The sequence below is a fragment of the Ktedonobacter sp. SOSP1-85 genome, from assembly GCF_016587415.1.
Lineage (GTDB): Bacteria > Chloroflexota > Ktedonobacteria > Ktedonobacterales > Ktedonobacteraceae > Ktedonobacter.
The window spans coordinates 4984969-5000666 of sequence record NZ_BNJI01000001.1 but is presented as its reverse complement, the minus strand read 5'-3'; the positions used below and the strand labels follow the sequence as shown (position 1 = coordinate 5000666).

Below are 15698 nucleotides of genomic sequence, written 5' to 3'. Positions count from 1 at the left end.
CTTTTGGCGACCAAGCGTGTAATAGGCTGAGAGAGAGCGATTTGTAGAGCATTAACACTATTAGTTGAACTGGGGTCAGATATGACGAAGCCTGCTCTCGTTGTAGTGGATGATTCGCCCACCACTTTGCATCAGCTTGAACATGATCTCCAACAGAAATACGGAAACCGCTTTCGCATCCTTGAAGCGACCTCGTGTCAACAAGCCATCGATCAACTTCGAGAGATGAATGTGCAAAACGAGCCAGTTGCCGCTCTCCTGGTTGATGCGGACATGCCAGAGATGCAGGGCTCAGAGTTTCTACAAATCGCACGCGCCCTCTATCCCAAGGCCAGGCGCATCTTGCTCACCACCTATGAGGATAGCCGAGCAGCCATTCAGGCCATCAGCTCGGCACTCATCGACTATTACATCATGGAACCATGGGAACCACCAGAAGCCAATCTCTATCCCGCACTCGACGATCTCCTGGCTGACTGGCTGGCTTTCTATGAAACATCCCAGAACCAGCTACGCCTTGTAGGCCATCGCTGGTCACCCCAGATGCATGAGATTGGCGACTTCCTGGCACGTAACCGCATCCCCTACCAATGGCTCTATGTCGAAAATAGCTCGGAGGCGAATCAGGTACTGACTCAGCTAGGTCTCAGTCTGAGGAATTTGCCTGTTGTGATTTGTCCAGATGGCTCTTACCTGGTCAAACCCAGTTTAGTTCAGCTTGCGGAGAAAATCCACCTCAAGACGCATGCAGAGCAACCTTTCTATGACCTCATCATCATTGGCTCGGGGCCTGCCGGACTTGCAGGGGGAGTCTATGGCGCCTCAGAGGGGCTGCACACCCTGCTCATAGATCAGGAAGCAGCAGGGGGACAGGCTGGAACCAGTTCGAGAATCGAGAACTACCTCGGTTTTCCAGTGGGATTATCGGGAAGCGATCTCGCCTGTCGCGCCGTTATCCAGGCCAAACGCTTTGGGGCGGAGATCATCATGCCGCAAAAGGCCACAAAAGTGCGCCTGGATGGACAGTACCGTTGTGTTGAGCTAGGTGACGGCACAGAATTACGTTGCCATGTCCTCGTGCTCGCCTGCGGGGTCTCTTACCGCAGATTGGATGTACCAGGAATTGGACACCTGACGGGGAAGGGAGTCTACTATGGCGGCTCCGTTACTGAGGCCATGACTTGTATAGATGAAGACGTGTATATCGTAGGAGGCGCGAACTCGGCTGGTCAAGCCTCCATTTACTTTGCAAAATACGCTCGTCATGTAACCATGTTGGTACGTGCCGACTCGCTTGCAAAAGACATGTCCAGGTACCTCATTGATCAGATTGCGAGCACACCCAACATCGAGGTCAAAACGAGTACGCACGTCATTGCCGCCCATGGCAAACAGCACCTCGAAAGCATCACAATCTTCAATGACATCACCCAGGCTGAGCAAACGCTGCCCGCAACCTCACTCTTCATCTACATAGGAGCTGAGCCTCACACGGAATGGCTAAAAGGCATAGTGCGGGTGGATGAGAAAGGCTTTATCCTGACCGGTTCGGACCTTATTCACGAAGGGCGGCTTCCAGAGGATTGGGCGCTTGATCGTGAGCCATTCCACCTGGAGACAAATGTACCCGGCGTTTTCGCCGTCGGCGACGTACGCCACGGTTCTGTCAAACGCGTCGCCTCCAGCGTCGGCGAGGGAGCCATGGCGGTCATGTTCGTACATCGTTACCTGGATAACATCGCCCTCAGAACGTAGTGGTTTTCATCCAATTGTTTACTGCTTATGCGAGAAAAGTCGCTCCAGGTGCGGCTAAGGAGAGGGATCATGGAACATTCCATCCTTTATAAGGAAAATGTCCCCTACCTGAGACCGGTTGAAACGCTTCAGATTGGCGATACCCCGCTATGGCCGCCGCTTCTGAATGACGACATGCTCTACATTGCTGCGCGCAACCACACGCTCTATGCCCTGGATAAGCATACACACAAGCCACTTTGGAGCTATAAAGCACAGGGAGATCTTCTATCTGCACCAACTCTGCTTGACGATGTCCTCTATATCGCATCCTCTGATCGCACAGTCTGCGCACTCGAGGCCAGGACTGGCGGTGTATTATGGTATTACCAGGCCCAAGGGGCATTACTATGCGCGCCCACCATAGCTGAAGGTGTTGCCTACTTTGTCGCAGGCCAAACACTCTACGCTTTAGACGCCGGATTAGGTGACGTACTCTGGTCTTATGACTTGCAAGAACGTGCACACGTACCTTTGACGGTAAGCAACGGCATTATCTACATAGCGGAGAAAAGCAGGCTCTACGCCCTTGATGCCATTCGCCGGGTCATCATCTGGAGTTATGCGACTCAGGATACAGTGCGCGCAGCGCCGGTCGTCGTAGATGAAATGGTGTACCTCGGTTCGCAAGATCACACGCTCTACGCGCTCAATAGTGAAACCGGGCAAAAGCTCTGGAGTTATACCACTCGGGACGCCATTCTCGCCTCGCCAGCCATTGCCTATGGGATGGTCTTTGTTGGCTCCAATGATTACACACTCTATGCTCTGGAGGCCAGATTTGGCACGCTGCGGTGGCAGTATGCGACCAATGGGCCTCTTCTCGCACCACCTGCCTTCTCAGATGAAACACTGTTTGTGGGCTCTTTCGACCACTCCTGCTATGCTCTGGACGCACTCACAGGAGAGAAACTCTGGAGTTACGGCACCAGGGGACCAATAGATACGTCGCCGAGCATCGCGGAAGGCATCTTGTATGTCTCCTCCACCGACACTTACCTCTACGAGTTCGCCAGCGACCGCCGATGGACCTTTACTACCGGCAATGCCATCGAATCCTCGCCAGCGACTGCAAATGGCATGGTCTACTTTGGCTCAACGGACCATAACGTCTACGCGCTTAAAGGGGAGGCTGGTGAAGTGCAGTGGAGCATAGAAACCGGCGAGGAGATCTTCTCCTCTCCCCTGGCAGATAGCACACGCGAGGTCATCTACATCGGGTCAAATGATTTTACGCTTTACGCCCTGGCCGCAAGCACAGGAGCTATCCTGTGGGATTTCCTTACTGCGGGACACATCATCTCTTCGCCTGGCGAATGGAATGGCATGGTCTATGTCGGTTCAGCTGATCATTGCGTCTACGCCCTCGATGTAGAGACAGGCGAAGAAATCTGGCATTATGAAACAACTGGAAACATCACTTCCTCGCCCTGCATTGTTGATGGTGTTCTCTACATAGGTTCACTTGACCAGCAAGTTTATGCGCTCAATGCCAGCGATGGAAAGCTCATATGGTCGTACATGACCGGAGGAGGGGTCCATTCTTCGCCCACTGTAGAGCAAGGACTCCTCTATGTAGGCTCACGCGACTATAAGCTCTATGCTCTGGATACCAGGACAGGAGCAAAACGCTGGGAGTTCGAGACAGGCAACATTGTGGATTCATCTCCTACCGTTGCCAATGACATTGTGTATGTTGGCTCACACGATCACCATCTCTACGCATTCGATGCGCGATCGGGGAAAAAGCGTTGGCAATATAGAACAGGCGGCGCAGTAGCCTCCTCACCGAGAATAACCGATGGAACAGTTTATGCAGGCTCGGAAGATGGTAATCTCTATGCACTCGACATTCATTCAGGAGAGAAGCGCTGGTGCTACCGTACAAAAGGGGCAATCCACGCCTCAGCGGCGACCGATGAAGACACTGTCTACATTGGCTCCTCTGACCACTCCTTCTATGCCTTGCAGCGCATCCAACTTCCAACGCATCTTCACCTGCCAAGCTGATGCCTCTGCGCCAAGTAGCAGGAATTCGGAAAGGTAGCCAAACAGAGGCGTCACGTTGACGGGCGCAAGGCGATGGTGCCTGTAATCAGTCAGATACCTCACGGCTAAAGCCGGAGGCTTGTCCCTACGCCGAAGCGTGAGACGATAGGTCGTCTGACAGCGGCCCACTAGCCAAAGATGTACCGAGGCTAGCAAGGTGTTTCTCTCGAATATTGCGAGAGGCGTTGAGGTCAGCATTCAAGCTGAATCCACACACACGACAGAGGAAGAGACTTTGAGAACGACGGTTATTGCGTGCCTGATGCCCACAGCGAGAGCATGTTTGGCTGGTGTGACGCGGGTCTACCTTCACCACGTCAATGCCCTTCTCTTGCGCTTTGTACGAGAGGAAGGCATGGAATTGGGCAAAGGACCACGAATGCAAGCGGCGCTGCCCTTCCCCCTTGCGCATACGAGTGCGAGAGCGAATGTGAGTCAGGTTCTCAAGCACAATGGTAGAACCGGGGGTCGTGTGTTGCACGATACGCTTGGAGAGCACATGGTCATGGTCTTTGCGTTGCCGAAACAGTTTGCCAGAGAGCTTGCGCAGGTGACGTTTCGCGCTCTTGATGCCTTTGGCTTGCAACTTTCTTCGGAGGCGGAAGATACGGCGCTCTTGCTCTTTCCAGCGTCGTTCTCCCAAGAAGTGGCGATTGGAGGTCACAGCAGGATGATTGAGGCCCAAATCGACGCCCACAACCTCTTGCGAGGGGGTAACAAGAGGGTCAGGAAGACTCACCACCACATGCAGCGTGTACTTGCCCTTGCGAGAACACAGATCAGCACTGCATACCTTCCCGCCAATGTACTTTTGAGCATGTTTGGGAACGGTAAAGGCAAGCTGAACTCGTCCTTCAACGGTGGCAAGGCTACAGGTCAGGCTCTCCCACTTCACCCAATACGAGCGAGCATCATAGCGGATAGGACAGACACGAGAGTGTGGTGTACTCGCCTTGAGCCCCTTCTTGCGTCGGTCAAGCGCACTCTTGACCGCTTCCGTGGCTTTCACACGAGCGGCACATACCAATTGCGAAGGCAAGTTGGGATACTCACGGCGCAAATCGTAGTAGGTGCGCTTATGCAATTCAACGCCATTACTGCACTGAGAGGTAAAGCCTTCTTCAGCCACAGTATGAAAGCAAGCGGTATGCTCCTGCAACGTTTGCTGCAAGAGAGTGGCTTGCTCGTGCGTCGGAGTAAGTTGCAAAACAATCGTTCTGTCCATAGAGAATGTATCTCATATATAACGTGTTTTGTCAAGTCGGGAGTACTCCCGGCCCTATCTACCCCAAGGAAAGGAACGCCTCTTTCCTCCCCATACCTTCAGGTAGGGGTATCCAGAGGCGGAGGTTCCGATGAATGTGGGGAAGGGGGCCGGGTTCTCTCACACAGCCCCCCACTGGTCACTCGCAGGGCGGTGTCCCTGAAAAGGGTGCTCTCGCCCTCCCCTCAGCACATGCTTTGCAAGGAATAGGGGCAAGAAGTCGTACTCTCATGATCTCTACTATAAATAGTTAGATAGCATGCTATTTATAGTGGATCATGGGTTTGCAGCCCAGCACAATTAAATACTTTATTAGTGTTACTACTGACAATAATTCATAGAGATATTTTTCATTTTATGCTATCTTTCATTTAATGAAAGGAAAAGAGCAACAGCAGGGCATAAATAAATACTGATCAATCAATTGGTGCAGGTCTCATTCCGAGGAACTATAAGGGCGATCATTGTTACACTCTTGTTTTCCAATGTACCGTCATTGAGGATCCTCTCTCTTAGGACCCTCAATGAAGAGAGATACACCTAAATTTCAGTATCTAGATGGATTGCCGCGTCATCGTTATCGCAACCTCAAAGGTATTTCGGCGTAACACGCAATCAAGTGAGCGAAGCTGCCGGGAAGGCGACTAAGTGCGCTTCTGAGAGACGAATATCTCAAGGGTGAGATATGGCGGCCCCGTCAGCCACTACTAAGTGGTGCTCACGGTTGCTTTTTCATAGCTTGTTTGTTGTTTGGCAAGATGCCGCTGATAAGAGTCAAAAACAGTGCTCAAAAGAGGAGGGTCATGCTATGCAGTCAAACAATCCGGAACAACAAAAGGCCACAACTGGAACCACGACAGCCACCCAGGCAGCCCAACAGGGTCAACCAGGGCAACAGCAGACTCCGCCTGAAGCGACTACAGCCATCCAGTCAGTTCCCCGAGCGAAGCGGAACAGGAAGAGCACCGCAAAGCGGAAGAGTACCTGGATCAGCTGCGCAGGACGCAGGCAGACTTTGCCAATTATCGACGTCGCATGGGCAAGGAACAGGTCGAGGGGCGCATCGCAGCCCAGAGTAGCTTGCTCTATCAGATGCTGCCGGTCCTGGACGATCTTGAAATAGCTCTGCGCTCGGCACCTACGGAGATGTGTCCGCATTCCTGGGTGCAGGGTCTGTTTCTGGTCGCGCGCAGACTCGAGTCAACGCTTGACCAACTGGGTGTGCAACGTGTTGGTGCCATCGGCGAACAATTCAACCCACGCTGGCATGAGGCCATCGCGACCGAGGCTCGAAGAGATGCGCCAGAGGGGACCATTCTCGATGTACATCAACAAGGGTATATCATCGAGGACCACGTCATCCGTCCAGCCAGGGTGAGTGTCGCGGGAGCCTCCCCACAACGCGAAACGCCCACGGAGCAAGAAAAGACTGATCCTGACAACAGGCAAACGCAAGCCGAATGAGTTGTGACAACGCCTCATTGGAGTCGAGGATGCCAGGAAAAGAAGCAGCTTCTGGCATTCGACAGTTCACGTGAGCAGGCCACATACGTGCTCGGGCTCCTTGTCGAGAGGAGCCGTGGACACAATACGAGAGAGAGGGGCAACAATGGCAAAGGTACTCGGCATTGACCTGGGAACAACAAACTCAGTCATGTCAATCATGGAGGCAGGCGAGCCAACCGTTATTGAGAACAGGGAGGGTGCGCGGATTACGCCCTCTGTCGTCGCGATTACCAAGAGTGGCGAGCGCCTGGTGGGCCAGGTCGCCAAACGCCAGGCCGTGACCAACCCAGAAAATACCGTCTTCTCCATTAAGCGTCTCATGGGGCGTAAGTTCGACGATCCCGAGGTACAGCGTACGATAAAAATGGTTCCCTACAAGATTACAGGTGCTGCGAACGGTGATGTCCGCGTCGTGATGGGAGGGCGTGAGTATAGTCCGCCAGAAATTTCGGCCATGATCCTCCAAAAGCTGAAAGTCGATGCGGAAGACAAATTGGGAGAGCGCATTACGCAGGCCGTCATCACTGTCCCAGCCTACTTCAACGACTCACAGCGCCAGGCCACGAAAGACGCGGGTACCATTGCAGGACTTGAGGTTTTGCGCATCATCAATGAGCCAACCGCGGCCTCACTTGCCTATGGGCTGGACAAGAAGCATGACGAGCTGATTGGTGTCTATGACCTTGGTGGTGGCACCTTTGATATCTCCGTCCTACAACTGGGGGAGGGTGTCATTGAAGTCAAGTCCACCAATGGTGATACTCATCTGGGTGGCGACGACTTTGATCAGCGGATTGTGGATTGGCTTGCTGACGAGTTTCGCAAGGATCAGGGTATTGATTTACGCAACGATCGCATGGCGCTACAGCGCCTAAAAGAAGCAGCTGAGCGCGCCAAGATCGAGCTCTCCTCATCGACTCAGACCGAGATCAACCTCCCCTTTATTACAGCTGACGCCAGTGGGCCAAGGCACCTTGTGATGACACTCACACGTGCCAAGCTAGAGCAACTGGTGGGCGACCTGATCGAGCGCACGCGTGGTCCGGTCATGCGTGCCTTAGAGGATGCGCAGGTCAAGCCAAGCGACGTCAACGAGGATGTGCTGGTGGGCGGGCAGACCCGTATGCCAGCCGTAGTTGAGTTTGTCAAAAACATTTTCGGCAAGGACCCGCACAAGGGGGTCAATCCCGATGAGGTCGTCGCCGTTGGCGCGGCTATCCAGGGAGGTGTGCTGGGAGGCGAGGTTAAGGATGTCTTACTCCTGGATGTCACCCCACTCTCACTTGGCGTCGAGACATTGGGTGGAGTGACAACCAAGCTCATTGAGCGCAACACGACCATTCCTACACGCAAGAGCGAGACTTTCAGCACAGCAGAGGACAATCAATCAGCAGTGGACGTTCATGTACTCCAGGGCGAACGCGAACTGGCAAGCGATAACAAGAGCCTGGGCCACTTCCGCCTGGAGGGTATCAGTCCCGCGCCGCGTGGCATGCCACAGATCGAGGTCACCTTCGACATCGACGCAAACGGCATCCTCAACGTGACCGCGCGCGACAAGGCCACGGGCCGCGAACAAAAGATCACCATTACCGCCTCCAGTGGTCTCTCGCAAAGTGATGTTGACCGCATGGTGCGTGAAGCGGAGCAGCACGCTCAGGAAGACCGCCAGCGCCGCCAGGAGATCGAGACACGCAACAATGCTTCCAGTGTGGCCTACCAGGTAGAGCGTACTCTCAAGGAGAACACGGAGAAACTCTCACCCAGCATGCGCAATGAAGCTGAGAGCAAGGTCAAGGCTGTGCGCGACGCCCTAACTGGGAGTGATATAGCACGTGTGCAAAGCAGCATGGCTGAACTAGAGAGCACCTATCAGCGCATGCAACAGGAGATTGCCAGCTATGCAGGCGCTCCAGCTGGCAGCGAAGCCACTGAAGCAAGAGCGCAAGCCAGTTCTGGCAGCGAGCCAGGGACCGTCGAAGGAGAATACCGAGAACTCTAGCGACTCACCTGACTCACTTATAGATATCCTGGGGGCTGCCTCTCTAGCTTTGGAGCACCTCCAGGATAGCAAGCGCACCGTTACAGTGACAACTGAATGCAGACATACAAGATTGCTCTCTATGGATGCACTTAGGAGAGCAGGAAAGGATGTGCAATATGCTCTTAGCTTCAGCGCATCTCATCGCGTTACAAGAGCTGGCTGCCGAAGAGGCTGCGGGACACGCAACACATTCATTGGCAGAAGATGATCCTCAGGAACACATTTATCGCGAACTTGAATTGCAGGGCCTTGCCCTTCTCCAGCCTCCTCGCGCCTACCAACTCTCCTATGCCGGGCGTGAGGCGCTTGACCTCATGAGAGCAATGCATGCGGAGAACTTGCTTCCTACTATAGATCGTCTCGAGCACAACTGGCGTTTTCTCGGCTCAGATATTCTGGCCGCTTTACACGCAGCAACGTTAAAAAAGGGGCAGGTTGGTCCGGTAACCGTAGATATGCTGCGTGCACGCGGCTTCACAAAGCAGGTGCAGGATACACTCAAAAAGCGTCAGCTTACCTGTCTAAATCGTTATGGCGAGGCCTGGAGGGATTTCGCTGAACACCATCGTCCACATCTGGAGATTTATGGCGATCTCGCAAATGCGATCCGCCACATGCATCCTGGCTATGCCCAGAAACCAGCCGCTCAAATGACCGCAGAACAACTAGCGCTCATGGAAGCCATGAACCTCCTGGCCTGGTCGATTCCTGAAGGGGATAATTATGTCCTAACGGCATTAGGCCAGGCCGTCTATGATGCTTTGCGTAAAGAAGGCTATAGCCCTCTAGATGTGGCTCTTGATGAGCCATTGCTCCAGGTACTAGCAGAGTTAGCTGATAAGGGAAGCTCCGTTTTAACGCCTGAACAAATAGCCAGCCTCCAATTGCTGGGCTATGTCGATGCGGATGAAAAACTGAGCGAAGCAGGTTATGTAGCGCTCAAAGCATATTCTCTTCTACAAAAAGAGGTACCAGAAAAGACGCGTACATTCGCGATCACCGAACCTGAAGTTGAATTACTCACGACCATCGATCACCTGGTTCAGGAACATAAACCCACCAATAAAGAGGCCCTACATCGCGTGCTAGTTAATCGTATGGTCAAACGCTATCGCGCCCTGGAAGGACGCCGTGGCCGAACCTTACGAGAGAGAACGCCGTTGAAGCGTCAGGCTGTGGCGCTGCTAGAGCAGGTAAAAGAGCACGATGAATGGTTTAACACCAATTGGGATCTCGAGGAGCTCCTCGTTGGCCTGGAGGCCTTTGACTTGCTAAGAGCTGAAATGGAAGGCCGTAATATGGGCTATCGCCTGACGTTCACAGGTCAAAAAATTGTGGAAGAGCAGGAGGGGAACACACGCGAAATCAGCGCTACAGCGGTTAAAGCTCTAACGATTGCCGAAACCCACCTGGGCGTTCCTGCGCAGTGGTGGATTGAGCAGGCACGTGAAGAAGAGCTTATTGGCACTGGAGGGATCACTGCATCGGGCCGCTTTTACGCCAATCTCGCCAACCACTGCATACGAAGGCTTGCACTTACACGAGAGGAGGCCAAACTTTTGGAGCAACTCCCCGACACCGAAGGGGAATCATGTGGTTTTGGCAGCAACAGCCGAGAAGGGCTCGACGAAGAAAAACGCAACTGGGCGCTGGAAAAGCTCGAAGCACGCGGCTTTATTGACAGACTTGTTGATTGTCAGATGATACGTACGGAGGCGGGGCAACTCCTCACCAGAGCTGTGAGCGGGGCTATGCACCTCGGGCATCCCATTACGCCAACCCTCGTGCGCGTGCTCGCCGCCATCCGGCAGGTGGGGACATTATATGTGAAAGAGCGCAAGGTCCGTATGCAGCCTCACCAGTGGGAGGAAGCAGAGCGCCTGAGCGGTTTAAGGGAATCTGAATTTCGCGAAATGCTGCACATTGCCCGTATGGGTCAGTATGTCGGGGAAGCAACGCTCACAGAGGCAGGTCTAGATCTCCTGGCTGTCCAGGAGCTCATTGACAAAGAATATAGCGTTGCTGCGAAGAGGGCTTAGGAGATCGATATCATTCGGATCCTCTAAAACTCCTCTTCCAGGGAGAAACAACCCATGGCTGTTGATTATAAGGACTACTACAAGACGTTGGGCGTGGACAGGAACGCAAGTCAGAAGGATATTCAAAAAGCCTTTCGCAAACTCGCGCGCCAATATCACCCTGATATCAATCCAGGTGATAAGGCAGCCGAGGAGAAGTTCAAGGAGATCAACGAAGCCAACGAAGTGCTCTCCGACCCAGAGAAACGGAAAAGCTACGACGAGATGGATAGGTACTACCAGCAATACGGGAGCTGGCCGGGTGCAGGCTATGCGGCTGGAACGGGGGCAACAGGCGCTGGTAGAGGACACACCCACTATCGTACCGTCAGCGAAGAAGACTTAAACGACCTCTTTGGCGGCGCGTCTCCGTTCTCGGATTTCTTCGAGACCTACTTTGGTGCAGGTCCAGGAACCAGGCGATCGCGTACGGCTGGCCATACGCGGGCCGAGGCTCGTGCCCCGGCCCGCCAGGACGTCGAGGCTGAAGTCACCGTGACACTTCCAGAAGCCTATAAAGGCGCTACGCGCGTTTTAGAACTGGCCACTACAGATGGCGGCACACGTCGGTTGGAGGTAAAAATCCCCCCTGGGGTTGACGAGGGTTCGCGCATACGGATAGCTGGTCAGGGCCAGGAGGGGCCTGCTGGGCGCGGTGATCTGTACCTGCGTGTACATATGGCGCCTGACCCTCGCTTCACACGGGAGGGGACGACGCTGCATACGCGCGTCGAGGTTCCTCTCGCCGAGGCTGTATTAGGTGGAGAGATACAGGTACCGACCCCAGATGGCCGCCGCCTGTTGCTGCGTATACCGCCCGGGACCGAGGAGGGTACCGCGTTGCGTCTACGGGGCCAGGGCATGCCTGTTATGGGAGAACCAGATAAAAGGGGCGATCTCTACGCTGACGTACACGTGGTAATGCCTAAACACCTCAGTCCAGAGCAACGTCACCTCTTCGAAGCCTTCGCCCGTTCTGTTGGCTACGTTCCCCAGGCAAGCCCGGTAGAAGAAAGGAGCAGACGTGGATAACTCATATATCACGCGTATTGTAGTACAACCATATGCCGCGCTACGCTCATATAGCGCGCATGAGGCTGTCACCGCGAGCCACCTCAACATGCGTGCGCTGCATTCCCTGGAAGCATTAGGCCTGGTCCAGGGCGAAGGCAGCAGTAGAAACCGGCGCTATAGCGAAGAGGATGTGCGACGCCTGCGGCGTATTCGCCGCTTACAGCATGAATTAGGAGTGAATTTGGAGGGCGTCGAAGTCGTTCTCCACTTACTCAAGCGCCTGGCAACGTTGCAGCAAGAACTGGAAGAAACGCGAAGCCAAGTGGCTCAGATACAATCTTCATCATGGCAATTTTCTGGCGACTGAGAAAACTGACTCGTGGTCATTGTAGTGCTCAACCTACAAGAATCGTTCATTTGTACACCAACAAGGGAAACGAGAGAGTATGAACATTGAGCGTTTCACCGAAAAAGCTCGTGAAGCCATCAATGAAGCTGGCCAGATCGCGAGAGCAAACAATCATAGTCAGGTTGATGTAGAGCATCTCCTTGCGGCTCTGCTCAGTCAGGAAGGCGGAGTGGTACAGCAAGTTATCGCGAAGGCAGGAGGCAATCTTGAGGCAGCGCAGCGCCTGGTTAGCCAGGAACTTGAGCGCATGCCAAAGGTGTATGGTGGAAGTGAGCCAGGCATTTCACCGCGCCTGCGCAAGCTCCTGGAAGATGCATTTAAGGAGATGGGAGCCTTTCACGACGAGTATCTCAGCGTTGAGCACTTGTTGCTGGCCATGTTTAATATAAGCGATGGTGTAACACCAAAGGCGCTAGAAGCGGCAGGGCTTACACGTGACAAGGTGTTACAGGTTCTCACGTCCATCCGAGGAGGGCAACGCGTGACCGACCAGAATCCCGAAGGTAAATACCAAGCACTCGAAAAATATGGCCGCAATCTCACTCTGCTGGCAGGGCAAGGAAAGCTCGACCCGGTCATCGGCAGAGACGCGGAGATCAGGCGTGTCATCCAGGTCCTAAGTCGCCGCACCAAGAATAACCCGGTCCTAATTGGAGAGCCGGGCGTTGGCAAGACCGCTATTGTAGAGGGATTAGCCCTGAGGATCATACGTAGCGATGTGCCAAAGACACTGGTCGGCAAACAAATTATCGCTCTCGATCTCGGCGCACTCATCGCTGGCGCCAAGTATCGCGGTGAGTTCGAGGAACGACTTAAAGCCGTGCTCAAAGAGGTAATCGACTCCAACGGCAACATTATCCTCTTCATCGACGAGCTTCACACCCTGGTCGGCGCCGGGGCGGCAGAGGGGGCCATGGATGCCTCCAACATGCTCAAACCCTTGCTGGCCCGTGGCGAGCTCCACTGCATCGGTTCGACCACACTGGAGGAGTATCGCAAATACATTGAAAAAGATGCCGCGCTAGAGCGCCGCTTCCAGCCCGTCATGGTTGATGAGCCAACCGTCGAGGATACCATCAGTATCCTGCGCGGCCTCAAGCAGCGCTATGAGACCCATCATGGCGTACGCATCACCGATAGCGCCCTGGTCTCCGCAGCCGTCCTCTCCAAGCGCTACATCACCGACCGCTTCTTACCCGACAAGGCCATTGACCTGGTGGATGAGGCAGCCAGCCGGAAGCGCGTCGAGTTGGATAGCACCCCTACCGAGATCGACGCGCTGGACCGCCGCATCAGGCAGTTGCAGATTGAACATGAAGCCCTGAAAAAGGAGTCTGATCCTGGCAGCCAGGAACGCCGTGCAAAAGTTGAACAGGAGATCGCCAATCTGCAAGAGCAACTCAATACTATGAAGCTGGCTCTAGAGCGCGAACGCGGCCCTGTCGAGACCATGCGCCGTGTACAGCAAGAACTCGAACAGGCCCAGATAGAGCTGGAGAAAGCCGAGCTCGAGTACAACTTTGCCCGCGCGGCTGAACTGCGCCATGGCGTCATTCCCAGGCTGGAGCAGCAACTCCACGAGATGGAGGAGAGGCTCGCCAATATCAAAGGTGCTCGTATGCTTAAAGAAGAGGTGGATGCCGAAGATATTGCCGAGGTTATCTCGCAATGGACCCATATTCCCGCGACCAGGCTCATGGAGGGTGAGATAGAGAAGCTTGTGCATATGGAGGATAACCTGCGCAAACGCGTTGTCGGGCAAGAACGGGCGTTACAAGCGGTCTCCGACGCTATACGTCGCGCGCGAGCGGGACTCCAGGACCCCAACCGGCCGCTGGCCAGTTTCCTCTTCTTAGGCCCGACTGGTGTAGGGAAAACCGAGCTGGCACGAGCACTCGCCGAATTCCTCTTCGATGATGAGCATGCCATCATTCGCATCGACATGTCCGAGTATATGGAGAGACATAGTGTAGCACGCTTGATAGGCGCGCCTCCTGGCTATGTCGGCTATGAAGAGGGAGGTCAGTTAACCGAGGCGGTACGCCGTCGTCCCTATAGCGTTGTGCTCTTCGACGAAATCGAGAAAGCCGCGCCAGAGGTATTCAACATCCTGCTCCAGGTACTCGATGATGGTCGCCTGACAGATGGACAGGGCCGCACTGTTGACTTCAAGAATACCGTCCTGATCATGACAAGTAACGTTGGAGTCCTCTGGCTGCCTGAGCTTGAGAAATTGGACGAGGACGAGGTCCAACGCATGGTTCGTCAACGCTTGCGCGGGGAAGGCTTCCGTCCAGAGTTCATCAACCGCATCGATGAAATCATCGTCTTCCATCCGATTTCGCGCGAACAGATGCGAGATATCGTTAATATCCAGCTGGATCGCCTGCGCCAGCGCCTGAGCGAGCGCCACATTACGCTCCAACTCACCGGCACTGCCCGTGATCGGCTGGCCGAAATGGGATACGACGAGGAATTTGGTGCCCGTCCGCTGAAGCGCGTCATTCAACGGGAGATTGAGAACCGCATCGCGCGCGAACTGCTTGACGGGACAGTGCGCGATGGAGATACCGTCGTCATTGATGTGAAGGATGGCAAGTTTACGCTTGAAGCGGTCAGGGTGGAGGTCCCTGAGGAAGTTCATGCGCGCAGGTAGCGGTTGTATGCCTTGAGCAAAACCACATGGAGGGCAGAGAGGTGCTTGCCAACGATGCATCTGCTTTGCCCTCCTGTCGGGTTCGAGGCAATAAGTAATTGTCTTGTTTTATCTCTCCTGGCTTTTCAGTGTACAACAAGCGGATTGCTATGCGTCATTCGTGCTGGAGGAATAAGATGCAAAGACGATTTTCGATGTGGTGGACATCTATACTGCGGCATAGAGCACTCAGTGAAGGGATAGCCATTGCACTAGTCGTCTCCATTGCCGCCATTGTGGCTGGCTATCACATGGACTGGACTGGTTTTCAGGGGAGAACGCTCTGGGACTGGCTCTACCTCCTTGGTGTCCTGGCAATTCCAATAGTAGTCGGCGTGGGGACGGCATGGATTAGCACTGAACAGGCGCGAGAAGCCGCCCTCCATGGCTACCTCGACAAAATGGCGGATCTCCTGTTGAGCGAGAATTTACGCCAATCAAAAACCAATGCGGAGGTGCGCGCTGTTGCCCGCACACGCACATGGACCATATTGCGGCTCTTAGACCCCGGTCGCAGAAGCATCCTCTTCGCGTTTCTAGCGGAATCTGACCTGATTAACATCATCGATTTGAGCAAGGCCAATTTCAGCGGGGCCGATCTCAGCGGAGCAGACCTGCGCGGTGCCGACCTGAGCGCGGCAAATCTGAGTAGCGCTAATTTACGAGGGGCAAACCTGGATGGGCTTAATCTTCTGGCGACGAACGTCACCATGGCACAGCTCCTTCAAGCCAAATCACTCGAAGGGACTATCATGCCCAATAAATCTCGATCGTCCTGACAGAGAAGAACCCGTTGCAAGCCCCGCGGCTTGCAGCCCCAGCGATGAGGCGGGCTTGTCTTAGCT

General features: G+C 54.3%; 10 protein-coding genes. 9 read left to right on the top strand and 1 reads right to left on the bottom strand.

The features are described from left to right. Positions 1 to 81: 81 nt before the first annotated feature. A complete protein-coding gene (locus KTE_RS20840; RefSeq protein WP_201384234.1) occupies positions 82 to 1755 on the top strand; it encodes an FAD-dependent oxidoreductase in 1674 nt (557 codons plus the stop codon). A gap of 69 nt (positions 1756 to 1824) precedes the next feature. Next, a complete protein-coding gene (locus KTE_RS20835) occupies positions 1825 to 3804 on the top strand; it encodes a PQQ-binding-like beta-propeller repeat protein (RefSeq protein ID WP_201384232.1) in 1980 nt (659 codons plus the stop codon). Positions 3805 to 3928: 124 nt separating this feature from the next. On the opposite strand, the gene KTE_RS20830 is transcribed toward KTE_RS20835, so the two are convergent. After that, the gene (locus KTE_RS20830; RefSeq protein WP_201384230.1) at positions 3929 to 5068 is read right to left on the bottom strand and encodes an RNA-guided endonuclease TnpB family protein; all 1140 of its coding nucleotides are present in this window, start codon (positions 5066 to 5068) and stop codon (positions 3929 to 3931) included. Positions 5069 to 6091: 1023 nt separating this feature from the next. On the opposite strand from KTE_RS20830, the gene KTE_RS20825 reads away from it, so the two are divergent. The 7 genes from KTE_RS20825 to KTE_RS20795 all read left to right on the top strand — a co-directional run bounded on the left by KTE_RS20825 (position 6092) and on the right by KTE_RS20795 (position 15632). After that, positions 6092 to 6571 (top strand): nucleotide exchange factor GrpE, encoded by a 480-nt coding sequence (locus tag KTE_RS20825; RefSeq protein ID WP_307811989.1) that lies wholly within the window; start codon positions 6092 to 6094, stop codon positions 6569 to 6571. Positions 6572 to 6716: 145 nt separating this feature from the next. Beyond that, positions 6717 to 8615: a molecular chaperone DnaK gene (dnaK, locus tag KTE_RS20820; protein ID WP_201384228.1), complete on the top strand. Its 1899-nt coding sequence runs from the start codon at positions 6717 to 6719 to the stop codon at positions 8613 to 8615. A gap of 158 nt (positions 8616 to 8773) precedes the next feature. After that, positions 8774 to 10696 carry a DUF505 domain-containing protein gene (locus KTE_RS20815; RefSeq protein ID WP_201384218.1) on the top strand — a complete coding sequence of 641 codons (1923 nt, stop codon included), beginning with the start codon at positions 8774 to 8776 and terminating at the stop codon, positions 10694 to 10696. A gap of 54 nt (positions 10697 to 10750) precedes the next feature. Then, the gene (locus KTE_RS20810; protein ID WP_201384216.1) at positions 10751 to 11767 is read left to right on the top strand and encodes a DnaJ C-terminal domain-containing protein; all 1017 of its coding nucleotides are present in this window, start codon (positions 10751 to 10753) and stop codon (positions 11765 to 11767) included. After that, complete coding sequence (locus KTE_RS20805) at positions 11760 to 12116, top strand: chaperone modulator CbpM (RefSeq protein WP_201384214.1); 357 nt, start codon at positions 11760 to 11762, stop codon at positions 12114 to 12116. The genes KTE_RS20810 and KTE_RS20805 overlap by 8 nt, the downstream gene beginning before the upstream one ends. A 79-nt stretch (positions 12117 to 12195) precedes the next feature. After that, positions 12196 to 14814, top strand: a complete 2619-nt coding sequence (gene clpB / locus KTE_RS20800) for an ATP-dependent chaperone ClpB (protein WP_201384212.1) — start codon at positions 12196 to 12198, stop codon at positions 14812 to 14814. A 176-nt stretch (positions 14815 to 14990) separates the two neighbouring features. Beyond that, positions 14991 to 15632: a pentapeptide repeat-containing protein gene (locus KTE_RS20795; RefSeq protein ID WP_201368969.1), complete on the top strand. Its 642-nt coding sequence runs from the start codon at positions 14991 to 14993 to the stop codon at positions 15630 to 15632. The last annotated feature ends 66 nt before the right edge of the window (positions 15633 to 15698 follow it).

Bases quoted from the DNA above. Each gene is read 5' to 3' on its own strand.
- KTE_RS20840 (WP_201384234.1), top strand. From the start codon at position 82: ATGACGAAGCCTGCTCTCGTTGTAGTGGATGATTCGCCCACCACTTTG.
- KTE_RS20835 (WP_201384232.1), top strand. From the start codon at position 1,825: ATGGAACATTCCATCCTTTATAAGGAAAATGTCCCCTACCTGAGACCG.
- KTE_RS20830 (WP_201384230.1), bottom strand. From the start codon at position 5,068: ATGGACAGAACGATTGTTTTGCAACTTACTCCGACGCACGAGCAAGCC.
- dnaK (WP_201384228.1), top strand. From the start codon at position 6,717: ATGGCAAAGGTACTCGGCATTGACCTGGGAACAACAAACTCAGTCATG.
- KTE_RS20815 (WP_201384218.1), top strand. From the start codon at position 8,774: ATGCTCTTAGCTTCAGCGCATCTCATCGCGTTACAAGAGCTGGCTGCC.
- KTE_RS20810 (WP_201384216.1), top strand. From the start codon at position 10,751: ATGGCTGTTGATTATAAGGACTACTACAAGACGTTGGGCGTGGACAGG.
- clpB (WP_201384212.1), top strand. From the start codon at position 12,196: ATGAACATTGAGCGTTTCACCGAAAAAGCTCGTGAAGCCATCAATGAA.
- KTE_RS20795 (WP_201368969.1), top strand. From the start codon at position 14,991: ATGCAAAGACGATTTTCGATGTGGTGGACATCTATACTGCGGCATAGA.